Origin of the sequence: Streptomyces sp. NPDC088730 (genome assembly GCF_044751215.1) — a bacterium.
In the GTDB taxonomy this organism is placed as follows: domain Bacteria; phylum Actinomycetota; class Actinomycetes; order Streptomycetales; family Streptomycetaceae; genus Streptomyces.
On sequence record NZ_JBIVLK010000009.1, the window covers coordinates 112,472 to 129,914 of the forward strand.

Consider the following 17,443-nt stretch of genomic DNA (forward strand, 5'->3'; position numbering starts at 1 on the left):
GGCGCAGGGTGGCGGGGCCGAACCGGGCGTCCGCCTGCTGGACTCCGCTCAGCTGAGCGAATTTCGCCTCATCAGACGGGCTGTGTCGCGGACGCGATCCGCTCGGCGCGCAGCGCCTCGTACCAGCGGTCGTCGGTCGGCGGCAGCGCGTTCACATCGAGCGCCAGCTTCAGCAGCAGGTCCGCGATGAGCGGGTTGCGCGCCATCACGGGCCCGTGCATGTAGGTGCCGAACACGGTGTCGTTGTACGCGCCCTCCGTGCCGTCCCCGGTGCCGTTGCCGCGGCCGAACTGCACCCGGGCGAACGGGCGTGCCGTCGGGCCGAGATGGGTGACGCCCTGGTGGTTCTCGAAGCCCGTCAGCGGCGGCAGCCCGAGGTGCGGGTCGATGTCCGCGAGCACGTCGCCCACGCACCGGTCGCCCTCGCCGCGGGTGGAGACCACGTCGAGCAGCCCGAGACCCTGCTCGCGCTCACCGAGGTCGTTGACGAACTCGTGGCCGAGGATCTGGTAGCCGGCGCAGACCGAGAAGATGATCGCGCCGTTGGACGCGGCCCGGCTGAGGCCGCCGTCACGGCGCAGCCGCTCCGCGGCGAGCCGCTGCGGACGGTCCTCACCGCCGCCGATCAGGTAGATGTCACCCGACGTGGGGACCGGCTGGTCGCTGCGCACGTCGACGCGCGACACGTCGAGGCCGCGCTGGCGGGCCCGGCGCTCCACCACCAGGGCGTTGCCCTGGTCGCCGTAGGTGCTGAGCAGGTCCGGGTAGACCCACACCAGCCGCAGGCTGTTGTTGCTCATGCTTCGTCCTCTCCGGAGGGGGCCGGGGCCGGGGTCAGTTGCCGACACGACGGCGCAGATCCTGGAAGGCGGTGTAGTTGGCGATGACCTCGATACGGCCGGGCGGTGCCTGCTGCACGGCCTCGTCGAGGTTCTCGCAGACCCGGAAGTCGAGACCGGCCACTTCGAGCCGGACCGCGAGGTCCAGCTTGCGGTCGCCGAGCACGAAGATCGGGTGACCCGCGAGCTGGGTGTAGTCCACGTCCCAGAGCCAGGAGGTGTCCGTACCGTCGGCGCCGCGGGCGTTGACGGAGAGGATCACCGGGGTGGGCGGCGGATCGATCAGCGAGAACGTCTCGAGCCAGCCCGCCGGGTTCTTCGCCAGCAGGAGCCGCAGCTCACGGTTGAGGAAGGTGACGACGTCGTAGCGGCCCGCGACGGCCTGCACGTGGTACATCCGTTCCAGGGCGACCTGGGGCGGCACGCCGAAGACGGCGGCCACGGCGGCCGAGCTGGTGGCGTTGGCCTTGTTGGCGCGGCCGGGCAGCTGGAGGTGGATCGGCCAGGCCGAGCCGTGCGGGTCCAGGACGTAGTCGCCGTGCAGCACCCAGCTGGGCGGCGGCCGGCGGAAACCGCACTCGCCGCAGAACCAGTCGTCGCCGGGGCGCTGCATCACACCGCCGCAGGACGGGCAGGACCAGGCGTCGTCCTTCCACGCCTGTCCGGCCGCGACCCACACCACGTTGGGTGAGGAGGAGGCCGCCCAGACGATCAGCGGGTCGTCGGCGTTGGCGATGATCACGGCCTTCGAGCCGGACAGCCCCTCGCGCCACTTCTCGGCGAGCATCCGGGTCTCCGCGGCCCGGTCCAGCTGGTCGCGGGAGAGGTTGAGGAGCGCGATCACCTTGGGCGTCGTGTCGCGGGCGACTCCGGCGAGGTACTTCTCGTCCACCTCGATCACGCCGTACTGCGCGTCCGAGCCGCCGGCCAGGGCCGAGGTGATGCCCGCGGGCATGTTGGCGCCGAGCGCGTTGGACACGACCGGGCCGGCGGCCCGCAGTGCCTCGGCGATCAGCCGGGTCGTGGTCGTCTTGCCGTTGGTCGCCGACACCAGGATCACGTCCAGGTGCTGTGCCAGCCGCCCGAGCAGGTCGGGGTCGAGCCTGAGCGCCACCCGGCCGCCGATCACCGATCCGCTGCCCCGCCCGGCTGCCCGCGACACCGCCGCAGCGGCCTTGCCCGCCGTCACGGCCAGCTTGGCCCGCGGCGACAACGGCTCCGTGTTGCCTGCCATCGTCCTAGATCCTCCTTGCATCGGTCCGCGCCCAGCCTATCGATGTCCGGCACGGCGGAGGCACGGCGGCACCGCTCGGTGCGTGGAGTTCCGGTGGAATGTGGGGCGCGTGGAGTACCACCGGCGCGGAAATCCCGCGGACGGGCGGCGGCACCGGCGGCTCAAGGGCGGCTCGGAGGCTCCGGCTCCGCGCCGCCGGGCAGGTCTGACGTCCCGTCATGTCGCACCGCCCGCGCCCGCCCTCCGCGGTGCGGGCCGCGACGGCGGGCGTGACCGAGGTCACGCCCCTTCAGGCCGCGGGGGTCCCGGGGCCTGAAGGGGCGCGCCCGGCCGGGCGGCGTCGAGCGGGCTCCGGCCGTACGGATCCCGGACCCAGTTGTCCTGGTACACGGTGTCGGGGTAGCGCTCGCCCAGGTCGGGTGCCGCGGCCACCGCGGTGAGGTCCCGGACCCCCGCCGGTCCGGCTGGTCGACCGCGCCGCTCACCACCGTGCCGGTGGGGCCGTCGAAGAGGAACCCCCGCCAGCCGGCGGCAGGCGCGGACCGTGTCCGCCTCCCCGGCCCGGACCACCTCGTCCACGTACGACTCGTCCAGCAGCGCCGGCCGCATGCTCATGCCCGGCTCCGGGATCATCCGGCGGCCGGGGGTGCCGCAGTCCTTGCGGATGGCGGAGGAGTCCCCGACGGTGAGCAGCTCGGCGCAGAGGGGCACGTCGCGGGAGGAGGCCATCATGCCCTTCCCGATTCTCGCGCCCAGCGCCCTGACATAGAGGACCGGGTGACGGCGGACAGACACTTCTTCGACGACCTGGGCGCCGATTCCCCGGTGATGGCCCTCTTCTGCGCCCGGGTGAGAAAGCGCGCGGATCTGCCGCCGGTCCCGATGCGGGATGTCTACGCGCACGGCCGGGCGGCCGTGCGTTCGGCGCTGCCCCGGACCGTACGATGGCCGCCATGCGAAACCGCCCGATCCCCGGCAGTTCCGGACGCGTCCGGGCCATGAATCTGCTCGGTGACCCCGTGCTGCACGGCGCCTGCGAACCCGTCACGGACTTCGGTCCCTCGCTCGCCCGGCTGGTCGAGGACATGTACGCCACGATGTACGCGGCGAACGGCGTCGGGCTCGCGGCCAACCAGGTCGGCGTGGCGCTACGGGTGTTCGTGTACGACTGCCCCGACGACGAGGACGTCCGCCACCTGGGCCACCTGGTCAACCCCACCCTCGTCGAGGCCGACGGCATCACCGTGCGGGGCCCGGAGGGCTGCCTCTCGCTGCCGGGCATCGAGGCCGGTACGCCCCGCTTCGACCACGCGGTGGTAGAGGGGGTCACGGTCGGGGGTGAGCCGGTGCGGGTCAGCGGTACCGGCTTCTTCGCCCGCTGCCTCCAGCACGAGTGCGACCACCTGGAAGGCGCCGTCTACACCGACCGGCTGACCGGGCTGCGGCGGACGCGGGCCCTGCGCGCGGCCCGCCGGGCGCCCTGGGGGCGGCCCGGCTGACCGGTGAGCGGTAGCGCGGCCTCAGAACCCCGGGCCGCCGGGGCGGTCGCCCGCCGCGGAGAGCCGCCCCCACAGCAGATCGGCCAGGCTGCTCACCAGCTGGGCCCGTGAGCAGGGGCGTTCACCCAGCCACCAGTCGCCCGCCGCGTGCATCATGCCGACGATGCCGTGCCCCCAGATCCGGGCCATGACCTGGCTGTCGGGCCCGAGGTCCACCCGCTCCGCGATGACCGTGGCGAGCTCCTCGCCGAGGCGGCGCAGCAGCGGGGCCGAGTGGCGCCCCACGTCGAAGCCCTGCTCGGACGAGGGGGCCGCGTCGTCGGAGGGATGCATCAGGAACCGGTAGACCTGCGGACGGGCCTCGATCGCGGCGAGATAGGTGTCGAGGGTCGCCTCGACCCGGGCACGGCGGTCGGCGGGGGCGTCGAGCGCCGCCCGCAGTGCGCCGAGGAGCGCGTCGGTGTGCCGTTTCGCGAGGGCGCGGTAGAGGCCGCCCTTGTCGCCGAAGTGCCGGTAGAGGATGGGCTTGGTGATCCCGGCTTCCGCCGCGATGGCGTTCATCGAGGCTCCCGGGCCGTCCCTGAGCACCACGCGGTCGGCGGCTTCGAGCAGCTCGCGGCGGCGGCGTTCTGCCGCGGACCGTTGCCGCTCCGCCTGTCGTGTGGTCTCCATGCTGTTTCTCCCACCCCTGGCCGTGCCTGTCCGTCCTGCCTGCGCAACGTAACACCCTGTCCAGCGGTGCGCGGATCTCCGGTTGACCGGTTGACAGAGGCTACTTGCCGGTAACAGACTGTTGTTACCGCAAGTAACGAACGGGTTTTGACAGCAGTACGTGGAGGGGAAAATGGCCGAGTTCACGCTCGAACTCAACGACGACCAGAAGCAGGTCCGTGACTGGCTGCACGGCTTCGCCGCGGATGTGATCCGTCCGGCCGCTTCGGAGTGGGACGAGCGTGAGGAAACGCCCTGGCCCGTCATTCAGGAGGCGGCCAAGGTCGGCATCTACTCCCTGGACTTCTACGCCCAGCAGTTCTTCGACCCGACCGGCCTCGGCATCCCGGTGGCGATGGAGGAGCTGTTCTGGGGTGACGCGGGCATCGCCCTGTCCATCGTCGGTACGGGCCTGGCGGCCGTCGGCGTCCTCGCCAACGGCACCGAGGAGCAGATAGGCACCTGGATCCCGCAGATGTACGGCGACGCGAACGATGTGAAGGTCGCCGCCTTCTGCTCCTCCGAGCCGGACGCCGGTTCCGACGTCGCCTCGATGCGCACCCGCGCGGTGTACGACCAGGCCAAGGACGAGTGGGTGCTCAACGGCACCAAGACCTGGGCGACCAACGGCGGCATCGCCAACGTCCACGTCGTGGTCGCGGTCGTCGACGCGGAGCTCGGTTCCAAGGGGCACGCCTCATTCATCGTGCCGCCGGACACTCCCGGGCTGTCCCAGGGGCAGAAGTTCAAGAAGCACGGCATCCGCGCCTCGCACACCGCCGAGGTCGTCCTGGAGGACGTGCGCGTCCCGGGCCACTGCCTGCTCGGCGGCAAGGAGAAGCTCGACCAGCGCCTCGCGCGGGCCCGTGAGCGCGCCGCCTCCGGTGGCGGTGAGCGGGTGAAGAACGCCGCGATGGCCACGTTCGAGGCGTCCCGCCCGGCCGTCGGCGCGATGGCGGTCGGCACCGCCCGTGCCGCGTACGAGGTCGCGCTCGACTACGCGAAGACCCGGACCCAGTTCGGCCGCCCGATCATCGACAACCAGGGCATCGCCTTCCAGCTCGCCGACATGCGTACCCGGATCGACGCGGCCCGCCTGCTGGTCTGGCGCGCGTCCTGGATGGCGGCCGCCGGCAAGCCGTTCGAGTCCGCCGAGGGCTCCATGTCCAAGCTGTACGCGAGCGAGACGGCCAAAGAGGTCACCGCGCAGGCGGTCCAGATCCTCGGCGGCAACGGCTTCACCCGCGAGTACCCGGTGGAGCGGATGCACCGGGACGCCGCGATCTACACGATCTTCGAGGGCACCAGCGAGATCCAGCGCCTGGTGATCGCCCGCACGCTGTCCGGGATGCCCATCCGCTGACACCCGGCCCGGGCCGCACACACGCCCCGGCCCCCGTCCCCCGCCGCACCGGCCGGGGACGGGGGCCGGTCCTCTGTCCCGGGCGGATGGTGTGCACCTGCCATGCCCCTGTAGATTCCCCGTGAAGATCGTGACCGGCCGATGGAGGGGAACGCGCCATGCTGAGGTACACCGGGAGGCGGGTCGTGGCCGCCGCCGCGGCGGCGTTCGGCCTCGTCATCGCCGCACAGGGCACGGCCGCGGCCGCGCCGAAGCCGATCGAGGCGACCTTCGGCGGGTACGGCGAGTGGAACCCCGACCCCTACGGCGCGATCCCCGGTGACTCGATCCGCGCCTGCGACACGAGCGCGGACGGCTGGGGCATCGAGGTGAAGCTCGACATCGGCCGCGACGGGAGCTGGGACCGGGTCACGAGCACCCGAGGCCACAACTCCCCCTACTGCAGCCCGTGGAAGAGCGGCAACATCAAGGAAGGCACGCCCGTGAGCATCCAGGTGGCGAATGTGAACGCCGGCGTCACCTACCCCAAGGGCTCGCTCCTGCTCAGCCACGCCTGAGCGGCGGGCCCGAGTGCCACCGGGTGGCGGGCGGCGATCCGGCCGCCAGCCACCCGGCGGCCCCGCTTCAGGCGGGAAGCTGGGCCTCGATGGCCGCGACGAGCTCCGGGGCCTCCGGCTCGGTGGCCGGACGGAGCCGGGCGACCGGCTCGCCCGCAGGGGAGAGCAGGAACTTCTCGAAGTTCCACTTCACGTCACCGGCTTCGCCGTCGGCGTCCGCGAGCTTCGTCAGCTCCACGTAGAGCGGGTGCCGGCCCGCGCCGTTGACGTCCGTCTTGGCCAGCAGCGGGAAACTCACCCCGTACGTCGCCGAGCAGAACGCCTGGATCTCCTCGGAGCTTCCGGGCTCCTGGCCGGCGAACTGGTTGCACGGCACGCCGAGAACGGTGAACCCCCGGTCCCCGTAAGTCTTCTGGAGCCGCTCCAGGCCGGCGTACTGCGGGGTCAGCCCGCACTTGGAGGCGACGTTCACCAGCAGGACGGCCTGGCCCCGGTAGGCGCCCAGGGTGGTCGGCTCGCCGGTCAGGGTGTGGAGGGGGATGTCGTAAAGCGTCATGGGGATCTCCTAGTAAATGGCTTTCACTGCCATTCTTACGCCCGCAGCGTCCCGCTTATGCCCACAGATTCATCGGGACGAAGCCGATCGCACGGCCGTCCGGATCCAGCAGCCTGCCCATCAGCTTGACCGCGCGCAGCGCGACCGCCCGGTCGGCGATCCGCAGATGGGGGAGGGCAGCGGCCAGACGTACCTCCAGGTCCTGGGCGTCCACCAGCGAGGAGACCCAGACCGTCGCGATCAGATTCTGCGGACCGGCCAGGCCGAGGCACTGCCGGATCTCCGGAAGCTTCGCCAACTCCCTTGCCGTGGAGTCCAGATGCTCCGGCGAGACGGTTCCGAAGAAGGTCACGGCGACCGGTGAGCCGGACAGCGAGCGGGCCAGGTCGCAGCGCAGCACCAGCCGGCCGGATTCGAGCAGCCGGTTCAGCCGGCGGCTCGCGGTGTTCACCGAGACGCCCAGGGTCTCGGCCAGTTCGCTCAGCGACATCCGCCCGTTCTCGCCGATCGCCGTGACCAGCTCCGCGTACTCGGGCGACTGCTGGGAGCCGCCGAGCGCCGAGCGCCGGGACGCGGCCAGCGCCTCCTGCTGCGAGCGGTTCAGGCTCGTCAGCCGCCAGACGCTCCCCTCCGTGTAACTGCGGGTGACCAGATGGGCCCGGGTCGCCGTGATCCCGGGGATCGTGCCGAGCCGGTCCACGATGTAGCGCGAGAGCGCGCCGAAGCCGGTGGCCATGGCCGTGATCAGCAGGTCGCGGCCGCCTGCCGCGTGCTCCACGGTCACGGCGTGCGGGTCCGCGGAGAGCTGCTCGGCCACTGCACCCGCCTGCCCCGGCGCGCAGTCGATCTCGATCAGCGCACCCGCCCCCGAGCCGCCGAACGGATAGGCGGTCACCCAGGCATGGCCCGCCGTGCGCAGCCGCTCCCAGCGCCGGGCGACGGTCGCGGCGTCGATGTCCAGCGCCTTCGCCAGCTCCGTCCAGGGCGCCCGGGGGCTGATCTGCAGGGCGTTGACCAGGGTCAGATCGAGTTCGCTGAGCGGGGGCAGGTTTTCGGTCATCTGAGATCCGCATCGGGAAGCGTTGTGGGAAAAAACTGCATTGGATCGCGTTTCATGACAGGGATAAGCAATTCGAGGTCACCTCATGATCGGAGATTAGCATCGCCCTACCTCATCAGATCCAGCCAGTTTCCCGCCCCGGAGGCGCCCCGTGCAGCAGCCTTTCGCCACCCTCACCGAGGCCGCCTCCGCCCTCCGGTCGGGCGCCGTCGGCAGCCGTGAGCTCGTCACCGCCGCGCTCGCCGACGCCGACGCGCTCGATCCGCTGCTCGGCGTGTACGTGACCCGCTTCCCGGAACAGGCACTCGCCGCGGCCCGTGCGGCCGACGCCCTCCCGGCCGCCGAACGCGGCCCGCTGCACGGTCTGCCGCTCGCCGTGAAGGACAACCTCGCCACCGTCGAGGGTCCGGCCACCGCGCAGAGCCCCGCCCATGACCCGCACTGGTGGCACGGGCTCGACGCGCCCGCCGTCGCCCGGCTGCGCCGCGCCGGTGCCGTCGTCCTCGGCAAGACCACCATGGCCGAGTACGCCATGGGCCGCCCCGACCCCGCCCACCCCTTCCCGGTGCCCCGCAACCCCTGGGACCCGGAGCGGTGGACCGGCGGATCGAGCACCGGCAACGGTGCGGGCATCGCCTCCGGACTCTTCCTCGGGGCCCTCGGCAGCGACACCTCCGGCAGCGTCCGGCTGCCCGCCGCCCTGTGCGGCACCACCGGCCTGAAGACCACCTTCGGCCTGCTGCCCACCGACGGCTGCCTGCCGCTCAGCCCCTCGCAGGACGTCCTGGGGCCGATGGCCGTCAGCGCCGGCGACTGCGGGCTGCTCCTCGGCGCGCTGACCGGGCAGCCGGGTGGTGCGCCCGGTCCCGCGGACATCCGCGGACTGCGCGTCGGCGTCCCGTACGGGCTCCTCGACGCGCCGGGTGTCACCGGACCGTGCCGCGCGGCCTTCCTGGAAGCGCTGCGGAACCTGCGCGAACTCGGTTGCGAGATAAGGGAGTTCGAACTCCCGGAGTTCGGGGACCTGCTCGCGGTCAACGCCGTCACCATGCTCGCGGAGGCCTTCTCCGAGCACGGCGAACGGCTCGCCGCCGACTGGGACGGACACGGGCGGGGCTTTCGCCGGCTGGCCGCGGCGGGCGGACTGATTCCCGCGCACCTCTACCTCCGCGCCCAGCGGACCCGCGACCGGCTCACCGCCGCGCTGCTGGAGCGGATGGACGGCCCGGCCGGGGCCGACGTGATCGCCACCCCGACCTGGCCCGCGCCCGCCCGTCCCTACACCCGGGAAGCGGCGCCCGGCGACGAGCTCAACCTCACCGCCGTGTGGAACCCCACCGGCTTCCCGGCCCTCGCGCTGCCCATGGGCGCCGACCCGGCCGGACTGCCGCTCTCCCTCCAACTGGCCGGCCGCCCCCGCAGCGAGCACACCCTGCTCCGTGCGGGCGAGGCCCTCCAGTCCGTCACCACCTGGCATCTGCGCCGGGCCGCGCCCGACCCCCGGCACCAGCCCGCCCCGCTCCGTGACCCGGACCGCCAAGAACCGGCGCCCGCCTCCTCCGTACCCGGCCCCGGCCACGCCCCGGCCGGCATCGAGGAGGCCCTCGCGGCCGTCGGTATCAAACCGGGCCCGGCCGATCTGGCCGCCGTCGGCGCAGTGGCCCGCGGGCTCCTCGCGGCCGGCCGGCGGCCGGCCGCCTGATCCGCCGGAACCCACCCGCTTCCGTTCTTCGAAGTGCCCTCGCAGCGAACATTTCCTGCCCCACCACCCTCCGCCGCGCCCGTGTGCGCGGCCGTGCCCAAGTGGAGATCCCCATGTCGCGTATCCAGCCCACCGCGGGCGCCGGCGCGCCTGGCCTCGGCGGCGCCCGCGTCGCCGCGGTCGTCGGATTCCTGGTCTTCGTCGAACTGACCAGCGGCATCATCCAGGGGATGATGCCGGCCCTGCTGCCCGAACTCGGCACCGTCCTCCACGTCGGGGCGGGCGACCTCAACTGGGTCAACGCCGCACAACTCCTCGCCGCCGCCGTCTCCGTACCGCTGTTCGGCCGGCTCGGGGACATGTACGGCCACCGGCGGCTGCTGCGCATCGCGGTCCTCTGCCTCGTCGCCGGCTCCGTCCTGGTCGCCTGGTCGCCCTCCTTCGAGGTGCTGCTCGTCGGGCGGGTCCTGCAGGGACCGCTGGCCGCGCTCCTGCCGCTGGAGATCGGCCTGGTCCGCGACCGCCTCGACGCGGCGGGCGCCCGAAGCGCCATCGCCCTGCTCGTCGGCGCCCTCACCTTCGGTGCCAGCGCCGGCATGGTCATCGCCGGTCTCCTGCGAGAGGTCATCTCCTCGGTGCACGGCGTGCTCTGGATCCCGGCCGTCACGACCGTCCTGTGCGCCGGAGTCGTCTTCTTCCTGGTACCCGAGTCGAAGACCCGCGCCCCGGGCCGGGTCGACTGGGCCGGCGCCGGGCTCCTCAGCATCGGGCTCGCCACGCTGCTGCTCGGCATCTCCCAGGGACCCAAGTGGGGCTGGTCCGACGGCCGGACGCTGACGCTCCTCGCGGTCGCCGCCGCCACGCTCGTCGTCTGGGTCCTGGTCGAACTCCGTGTCGCGGAGCCCATCGTCGACATCCGCCTCACCGTGCGGCGCACCCTGCTCCCCGTGTACGCGGCCAGCTTCCTGCTCGGCACCGCGCTCTTCGGCGCCCAGACCGCCGCCGTCCTCTTCGTCTCCTCGCCCGGCGACAAGCTCGGATACGGATTCGGCTACGACGCCCTCGGGATCGCGTGGCTGATGCTGCCGTCCGGCGTGATGGCCTTCGCCGCCTCGCTCGTCGCCTCCCGGCTCTTCCGGCTGATCGGCGGACGCGGCGCCCTCGCGCTCAGCGGATTCCTCATGGCGGTCGGCTACGTGTTCCTGATCATGGCGCACGACGAGCCCTGGCAGTTCGTCGTCGTCAACGCCATCGTCGGCTCGGGCGTCGGCCTGGCCCTCAGCGCCATGCCCGTCCTCATCGTCGACGCCAGCCCGCACGAGCGCACCGCGATCGCCACCGGCATCTACAACACGGCCAAGACAGTGGGCGGTTCGGTCGCCGGAGCCGTCTTCGCGGCCATCCTGACCGCGATCACCTTCAAGGGCACGAAGATCCCCACGATCGACGCCTACACCACCGTCTGGTGGTGCTGCGCGGGCGTGTCCGTCCTGGTCGCCGTCGCGGCAGCCGTCGTGGCCCGGCCCCGTACCGCCCGCGACTGACCCGCCCCCACCCCGCTCCGCACCCTCCACGGAAGGAACAGCGCCATGCCCGCTCCCACCACCCCCGTACTCCTGCACAACGGCCTGCTCATCGACGGTACGGGCGCCGAACCCGTCCGGGACGGCGCGGTGCTCATCGAGGACGGACGCGTCCGCTGGGCGGGCCCGTCCGCGGACTGTCCGGCAACCGAGGAGGGGACCCGGCGCGTCGACGTCCGCGGCGGCACGATCCTGCCCGGCTTCATCGACTGCCACGTCCACATGGCCGCGCCCGGCACCGCACTCAGCCATGCCGAGATCGCCACCATGCCCCGCAGCCTGCTCACCTTCCTCGCCGCACCCCGGATGCGGGCGACGCTCGAAGCCGGGGTCACCACCGCACGCGACCTCGGCGGGGCGGACGCCGGGCACCGGCGGGCCGTCGAGTCCGGACTGCTGGTAGGCCCCCGGCTGCTGGTGGCCGTCGCCATGCTCAGCCCGACCGGCGGGCACGGCGACTTCCGGTCGGGGAACGACGACCGCGCCAACGACAACACCATGGGACGGCTGGCCGACGGCACCGCCGAATGCCGCCGGGCGGTGCGCGGCGTGCTCCGCCAGGGCGCCGACTGCGTCAAGATCGCCGCGACCGGCGGCGTCTGGAGCCCCACCGACCAGCCCGACGACGACGGATTCCTGGAGGACGAGATCCGCACGATCACGGAGATCGCCGCCGGACACCGCGGCAAGAAGGTCGCCGCCCACGCCCAGGGCAGGGGCGGCATCCTCAACGCCGTACGGGGCGGGGTCGCCAGCGTCGAGCACGGCTACGAGATCGACGACGAGGCCATCGACCTGATGCTGGAGCGCGGCACGTTCCTCGTGCCGACGCTCACCACCGCCCACACCGACCCGGACCCGAAGAAGGCGGCGCCCTGGGCCTACGCGAAGAAGAAGCACTGGCAGGAGGTCGCCCGCAAGCACATCCCGCACGCCATCGAGCGCGGGGTGCGGGTCGCCATGGGCACCGACTGCGGGATCGCCGAGCACGGCACCAACCTCCGTGAGCTGGGCCTCCTCGTGGACTGCGGCATGACTCCGATGGGCGCGCTGCGCGCCGGAACGTCGGAAGCCGCCGAACTCCTCGGCATCGCCGACGAGACCGGAACCCTGGAGCCCGGCAAGCGCGCCGATGTCGTCATAGCCCGCGGCAACCCGATCGACGACATCCACGCCCTCGGCGATCCCGGGAACATCCTGGTGGTGATGAAGGACGGCGTCGTCTACAAGGACGTCGACGGGCTCGCCGGCTGAGTCCGCGCCGGCCCTTCCGGGCCGACCGCCTTGTAGTAGTAGGTGGTCGGCCTGAGGACCCCCGCCGGATCGGCGGCGTAGCCGGGGACCGAGCCGCACGCGGTCCAGCCCGCGGAGCGGTAGAGCCGCTCGGCCGCGCTGTCGCTCTCGGTGTCCAGGACGAGCAGGGTGACGCCGTCCCCGGCCGCCGTCCCCTCGACGGCGTCCAGCAGCCGTCGGCCCAGGCCCCGGCCCTGCGCCGACGGACGCACCATCAGCTTGGTGACCTCCGCGCGGTGGCGGGCGTTCGGCAGCGGCGCCCGGACCAGACCGATGGTCCCGGCGACCCGCTCGCCGTCCCGGGCGATCCAGACCTGGAGGCTCCCGGCCGAGACGGACGCGGCCTTCTCCCGCCACCAGCAGGCCGACGCGTCCCGGTCCAGCGGTGCGAGGAACCCCACGGAGGCCCCGCCGTCCACGATCTCCACCAGGAGCGCGGCCAGCTCATCGGCGTACGTGACCAGTTCGGGTCCGGACACCTGGACGATCTCGGTCATACGACAGGTCCTTTCAGGGCAGAACGATCATCAGTGCGTAACGGACCCCGGCCGGGCCCGGACAGTGGAAACGCGTGGGCCCGCGGAGCCGGAAGCGCAGGCAGTCGCCGGTGCGGACGGTGTGCACGGTGTCGTCCACGGTGATCTCGACCGTCCCCTCCAGAACCCAGATGTGCTGTTCGAGGCCGGGAACGGGCGGGTTCTCGTACGCGATCGAGGCTCCCGCGCCGAGCACCCCCTCGACGATCTCCGCGCGCAGCCCCGGGTGCGGGGGAGAGACGGAGCGGCGTACGAAACCGGACTCCTCGTCGTGCCACACCGGCTGGCGCCCGGCGGGCACCAGCTGCACCGGCTCCGCCTCCACTTCGAGCAGCAGCCGCGACATGGTCCTGCCGTGGACCGTGCACAGCCGCCCGAGCAGGGCCGCGGTCGGGCTCAGCTCGCCGCGCTCCAGCCGCGAGAGCGTCGAACGGCTCACCCCCGTGCGGTGCGCCAGCTCCTCCAGCGACCAGCCCGCCTCGGCGCGGAGTCCGGCCAGCCGCGCCGCCAGCCGGGCATCGACGGTGTCCGGCCCGGCGCTCTCCGTCTCTCTCACAGAAGAGAGCATATCTCTGATCCGGGACAACTCGGTTCAGGGCCTCGACGGCGGACTCAGCAGGACGAGGATGTCGCCCCGTACCGGCGCGGCCGTGCCGGTGCCGGTCACCGGGGTGAGCCGGCCGGCCGCGCTCACCACGAACAGCAACGCGTGTCCGGCCGGGACCTCACCGTCGAAGGGCCGGTTGACCACCCGCGCCCCGGCCTCGTACCTGCGGGTCAGTTCGGGACCGGTGAGTTCCGGTTCGAACAGCGACTCACCACCCGTGTACGGGGCCACCACCCCGTGATCCGCCGACGGCGGCCGGAGCCGGCGGACCGGCCCGTCGACGGTCTCCCGGAGCGTCATCGAGGCGAGCGCGTTGAAGTCGTCCTCACCGGTCAGCAGCAGCACCTCGCTGATCCCCTCCAGTTCCGCCCCGGCACCGGTGGCCGAGGCGAGCAGCTCACCGGGGGCCAGCTTCAGCCCCGCCTCCTCGATCCGCGCCCGCTCCTGGGCCGCGCCCGCCCACATCAGTACGTCCGGCCCCGCGGAGCGCAGCGCGCACGCCAGGCCGACCGTCCACGGGGCGCCGCCCACCAGCAGCGGCCTGGACCTCGCCGGGCGCAGCACCCGCAGCCTCCGGGCCACCGGGAACGCCGTCAGGCCGTAGAGCGTGACCGTGGCGACGATCACCACGAAGGTGGCCGGGAGGATGCGTTCCGCGCCGCCGATGCCCTTGCCGGCCAGGGGTGCGGAGAACGTGGAGGCGGTGGCCGCCGCGACGATGCCCCGGGGCGCCATCCAGCCGATGAACCACCGTTCCCCGCGCGGCACATCGGTCCCGAGCGTCGCGAGGTGGGCCACCAGGGGCCTGGTCACCAGCACGAGCAGCGCGACCAGCGTTAGCGACGGCAGCACCACGTGCCGCAGGGAGGCGGGAGTGACCGTGGCCGAGATGGAGATGAAGAGCAGACCGATGGTGAGCGAGACCAGTGTGCCGAAGAAGGGCCCCCGCAGCGGGACGTCCGGGCCCGGCAGACCGGCGACGGCCATCCCCATGACGACGGCGGAGATCAGCCCCGTGTCGTCGCGCAGCGCGTCACACGCCGCCGCCACGCCGATCACCGCGGCGAACTGCACCGAGGTACCCAGCTCCTCGCTCAGCCGCACCCGGCTCAGCAGCAGCCACAGCAGACCCGCCCCGAGTGCACCGCCGGTCGCGCCCACCGCCGCACTGGCCGCGAACTGCCCCAGCTGACGGCCGAACCCCGGCCGGTCGCCCGCGAGCACCCCGTGGAAGACCAGCGCCCCCAGGATCCCGCCGACCGGATCGATCAGGGAGCCCTCCCAGATCAGCACGCGCCGCAACCGCTCGCTGGGCCGGACGAAGTCCAGCAGCGGTCCGACGACCGTCGGCCCTGAGACGACCAGGATCGACGCGAGCATCACGGCCGCGGCCATCGACATGTCCAGTACCGGCACGGCGAACAGCGCGGCCGACACCACGGTGAGCACGGTCCCGATCCACAGGAGCCGCACCACGACACGGCGGTTGTGGCCCTTGAGTCTGCTGATGTCCAGCCCGAGCCCGGCGTCGTAGAGGATCACCGCCACGGCCAGCGAGACCAGCGGGGAGAAGGCGGCGCCCAGCAGCCGGTCGGGGTGGACGTCGTCCGTCAGCGCGCCGGCGGTGAAACCGACCGGCAGCAGGACGAGCAGCGCCGGCACCCGCAGCCGGCCGGCCAGCAACTGCGAGCCGACCGCCAGCACCACAATCAGTCCCAGGCCGAAGAACACCTGATCGTCCGTCATGACCGTGCCTCCCGCGGTGAGAGCGCCGGGCCGGCGCTTCCGCCCCGTGGATCACCGCGCGACCACCCTCCGTGGCGGCGGACGACAGAGGGGGAAGGGCTCGCGCCGGGGGCCGGCCGGATGCCCCGCTGTCCGCCGGACGGGCTAACGGAGCCAGCGCCAGGCCCCGGCCTCCGCCCGCCACCGGATCGGTGCACCGCGCCCCGCGGCGCTCACTCCCGCTTGTCGTCCCACGGCGTGCCCATCCAGCTGTCGAAGGAGCGGATCAGCGCCGCCAGGGCGGCCGCCAGCCGCCGGTCGACCCAGGGCGCGTGCACATGGACCTCGTCGCCGTCCGACCGGAACTCCAGCGGAACCTCCCCGCCCGCCCGCCAGATGACGCGCCGGGGTCCGCGGGCCACGTCGCCGCCGCCGGCCAGGACACTGCCCACACCGATGGCCACCTGGACGGGGAAGAGCAGCCACCACACGTACCACCAGAAGATCCGGCCCTTGTACCCGACAGCCTCGGGGCAGCCGGGCTGGGTGAGGGTCCAGCGGGTCCGCAGGCCCCGGCCGTGCAGGGCCTTCTCGCGGAGGATCGTCCCGATGGGCACACCCTGCCCGTCCCGCACCTCGTACGCACAGACGCCCTCCGCCGCCGAGACGGTGACGAGCGCGGCCAGCCGGGAGCGGCGCTCCGGCTCCGCCCACAGGACGAAGGAGCGGATGCCCTCCTTCCGGGCCGCGAGGTACGCGGGTATGCCGTCCGGCGGCAGTTCGCGCTCCACATGCGCGACCGGCCGTGAGGATTCCCCGGGCCTGCCGGTGAGGGCGACGAAGTGCCCGACGGGGCGGACCGTACCCGGTGCGGCCGCCTTCTCCGCCTTCTTGTCCCGGGGGACGGACTCCAGGGTCAGGACGGTGGTCACCTGCGGGCTCCTCGGTGTGCGGGGGCGGGAAGTCGCAGAGTAGTCCGGGGGCTTGAGAGGATCGACGGGTGGAGTCTCCCGAACCCTTCCCCGGACCCGGTACCGAACCGCTGCCAGAGACCGGGCAGGCGGCGGTCCGCCGCACCGTGCGCTGCCGGCTGTGCGGACGCCCGCTCACCGGCACGGCCTCGCGCCGCACCGGACTCGGCCCCGCCTGCGACGCCAAACTGCACCCGGCGCCGCCGGACATCCGCACCCGCCGTCACGAGGTCGAACAGGATCCGCTGCCCGGCACCTGAGCCCCGTCCCGGGCGGACCCCGGACCCCCGGCCGTCAGGAGGGCTGCTCGCCCAGCCGCCGGAACAGTCCCTCCTGCACCACGGACACCAGCAGATTCCCCTCGCGGTCGTAGATCCGGCCGCGCGCCAGACCCCGCCCGCCCGTCGCCACGGGTGACTCCTGGTCGTAGAGGAACCACTCGTCGGCCCGGAACGGACGGTGGAACCACATGGCGTGGTCCAGGCTCGCCATATCGAAGCCGCGCGGCCCCCACAACGGCTCCACCGGGATCCGCACCGCGTCCAGCAGCGTCATGTCGCTCGCGTACGTCAGCGCACAGGTGTGCACGAGCGGGTCGTCACCGAGCGGGCCGACCGCGCGCATCCAGACCGCGCTGCGCGGGTCCGCGTCCGTGATCTCCTCCCGCGTCCAGCGCAGCCGGTCGACGTAGCGGATGTCGAACGGCTGGCGACGCGCCATCCGCTCCAGCGCCTCGGGCAGCGCGCCGAGATGATCACGCACCTCCTCCGCGACCGTCGGCAGCTCCTCCGGATCCGGGACCACCCGCGCCGGAGGCAGCTGGTGCGCGATGCCCGCCTCCTCCGGACGGTGGAAGGACGCCGTCAGATCGAAGATGGTGCGCCCCTGCTGCACGGCCGTCACCCGGCGGGTGGTGAAGGACCTGCCGTCCCTGACCCGCTCGACCTGGTAGACGATCGGCACCCCCGGACGGCCGGGCCGCAGGAAGTAGGCGTGCAGCGAATGGACCGGCCGGTCCCCGTCGGTGGTGCGGCCGGCCGCCACCAGGGCCTGCCCCGCGACCTGTCCGCCGAAGACCCGCTGCAGGGACTCGTGCGGGCTGCGGCCGCGGAAGATGTTGACCTCGATCCGCTCCAGGTCGAGCAGGTCGACCAGGCGCTCTGCGGGGTTCGTCATGCTGTTCGTCTCCACTCTCGCGACGCCGCCC

The 17,443-nt window shown here is 72.9% G+C and carries 18 protein-coding genes; 7 read left to right on the forward strand and 11 right to left on the reverse strand.

The features are described 5' to 3' along the window. Positions 1–71 precede the first annotated feature (71 nt). The 3 genes from ACIP89_RS25640 to ACIP89_RS25650 form a co-directional block, all read right to left on the reverse strand. A complete protein-coding gene (locus tag ACIP89_RS25640; protein ID WP_073736191.1) occupies positions 72–800 on the reverse strand; it encodes a type 1 glutamine amidotransferase in 729 nt (242 codons plus the stop codon). Between the two features lie 34 nt (positions 801–834). Further along, positions 835–2,073 (reverse strand): MurT ligase domain-containing protein, encoded by a 1,239-nt coding sequence (locus ACIP89_RS25645; protein WP_123528582.1) that lies wholly within the window; start codon positions 2,071–2,073, stop codon positions 835–837. A 279-nt stretch (positions 2,074–2,352) separates the two neighbouring features. After that, on the reverse strand, positions 2,353–2,868 hold the full coding sequence (locus tag ACIP89_RS25650) for a hypothetical protein (protein ID WP_402116944.1): 516 nt from the start codon (positions 2,866–2,868) through the stop codon (positions 2,353–2,355). A gap of 149 nt (positions 2,869–3,017) precedes the next feature. Between ACIP89_RS25650 and def the strand changes: the two genes are divergently transcribed. Further along, positions 3,018–3,572, forward strand: coding sequence for a peptide deformylase (def, locus tag ACIP89_RS25655; RefSeq protein ID WP_401928733.1), 555 nt, complete (start codon positions 3,018–3,020; stop codon positions 3,570–3,572). A 21-nt stretch (positions 3,573–3,593) separates the two neighbouring features. On the opposite strand, the gene ACIP89_RS25660 is transcribed toward def, so the two are convergent. Next, complete coding sequence (locus tag ACIP89_RS25660) at positions 3,594–4,244, reverse strand: TetR family transcriptional regulator (protein WP_401928735.1); 651 nt, start codon at positions 4,242–4,244, stop codon at positions 3,594–3,596. Positions 4,245–4,416: 172 nt separating this feature from the next. Here ACIP89_RS25660 and ACIP89_RS25665 point away from each other — a divergent pair, with 172 nt between their 5' ends. After that, the gene (locus tag ACIP89_RS25665) at positions 4,417–5,646 is read left to right on the forward strand and encodes an acyl-CoA dehydrogenase family protein (RefSeq protein WP_401928737.1); all 1,230 of its coding nucleotides are present in this window, start codon (positions 4,417–4,419) and stop codon (positions 5,644–5,646) included. Positions 5,647–5,804: 158 nt separating this feature from the next. Further along, positions 5,805–6,203 (forward strand): hypothetical protein, encoded by a 399-nt coding sequence (locus ACIP89_RS25670; RefSeq protein WP_401928739.1) that lies wholly within the window; start codon positions 5,805–5,807, stop codon positions 6,201–6,203. A gap of 67 nt (positions 6,204–6,270) precedes the next feature. Here ACIP89_RS25670 and ACIP89_RS25675 read toward each other — a convergent pair whose 3' ends face one another. Together ACIP89_RS25675 and ACIP89_RS25680 are read right to left on the reverse strand one after the other, a co-directional pair. Beyond that, positions 6,271–6,759, reverse strand: a complete 489-nt coding sequence (locus ACIP89_RS25675) for a glutathione peroxidase (RefSeq protein ID WP_311307118.1) — start codon at positions 6,757–6,759, stop codon at positions 6,271–6,273. Positions 6,760–6,814: 55 nt separating this feature from the next. Further along, the gene (locus tag ACIP89_RS25680; RefSeq protein ID WP_401928741.1) at positions 6,815–7,819 is read right to left on the reverse strand and encodes an Lrp/AsnC family transcriptional regulator; all 1,005 of its coding nucleotides are present in this window, start codon (positions 7,817–7,819) and stop codon (positions 6,815–6,817) included. Positions 7,820–7,970: 151 nt separating this feature from the next. Between ACIP89_RS25680 and ACIP89_RS25685 the strand changes: the two genes are divergently transcribed. From ACIP89_RS25685 to ACIP89_RS25695, 3 genes are all read left to right on the forward strand, one after another. Then, complete coding sequence (locus tag ACIP89_RS25685) at positions 7,971–9,521, forward strand: amidase (RefSeq protein ID WP_402116946.1); 1,551 nt, start codon at positions 7,971–7,973, stop codon at positions 9,519–9,521. Between the two features lie 113 nt (positions 9,522–9,634). Beyond that, positions 9,635–11,065: an MFS transporter gene (locus ACIP89_RS25690; protein ID WP_402116947.1), complete on the forward strand. Its 1,431-nt coding sequence runs from the start codon at positions 9,635–9,637 to the stop codon at positions 11,063–11,065. A 45-nt stretch (positions 11,066–11,110) separates the two neighbouring features. After that, positions 11,111–12,358: an amidohydrolase family protein gene (locus tag ACIP89_RS25695; RefSeq protein ID WP_401930586.1), complete on the forward strand. Its 1,248-nt coding sequence runs from the start codon at positions 11,111–11,113 to the stop codon at positions 12,356–12,358. Here ACIP89_RS25695 and ACIP89_RS25700 read toward each other — a convergent pair. From ACIP89_RS25700 to ACIP89_RS25715, 4 genes are all read right to left on the reverse strand, one after another. Beyond that, complete coding sequence (locus tag ACIP89_RS25700; RefSeq protein ID WP_401928749.1) at positions 12,328–12,894, reverse strand: GNAT family N-acetyltransferase; 567 nt, start codon at positions 12,892–12,894, stop codon at positions 12,328–12,330. The two genes, ACIP89_RS25695 and ACIP89_RS25700, sit on opposite strands and share 31 nt — an antisense overlap. A 13-nt stretch (positions 12,895–12,907) precedes the next feature. Beyond that, positions 12,908–13,501: a helix-turn-helix domain-containing protein gene (locus ACIP89_RS25705; RefSeq protein WP_401928750.1), complete on the reverse strand. Its 594-nt coding sequence runs from the start codon at positions 13,499–13,501 to the stop codon at positions 12,908–12,910. Positions 13,502–13,525: 24 nt separating this feature from the next. Beyond that, positions 13,526–15,286, reverse strand: coding sequence for a cation:proton antiporter (locus ACIP89_RS25710; RefSeq protein WP_402116949.1), 1,761 nt, complete (start codon positions 15,284–15,286; stop codon positions 13,526–13,528). A gap of 212 nt (positions 15,287–15,498) precedes the next feature. Next, positions 15,499–16,197 (reverse strand): hypothetical protein, encoded by a 699-nt coding sequence (locus ACIP89_RS25715; protein WP_402116952.1) that lies wholly within the window; start codon positions 16,195–16,197, stop codon positions 15,499–15,501. Positions 16,198–16,265: 68 nt separating this feature from the next. Between ACIP89_RS25715 and ACIP89_RS25720 the strand changes: the two genes are divergently transcribed. Next, positions 16,266–16,496 (forward strand): DUF6011 domain-containing protein, encoded by a 231-nt coding sequence (locus tag ACIP89_RS25720; protein WP_402116954.1) that lies wholly within the window; start codon positions 16,266–16,268, stop codon positions 16,494–16,496. A 34-nt stretch (positions 16,497–16,530) separates the two neighbouring features. On the opposite strand, the gene ACIP89_RS25725 is transcribed toward ACIP89_RS25720, so the two are convergent. After that, positions 16,531–17,412, reverse strand: a complete 882-nt coding sequence (locus tag ACIP89_RS25725) for an acyl-CoA thioesterase II (RefSeq protein WP_327335573.1) — start codon at positions 17,410–17,412, stop codon at positions 16,531–16,533. Between the last annotated feature and the right edge of the window lie 31 nt (positions 17,413–17,443).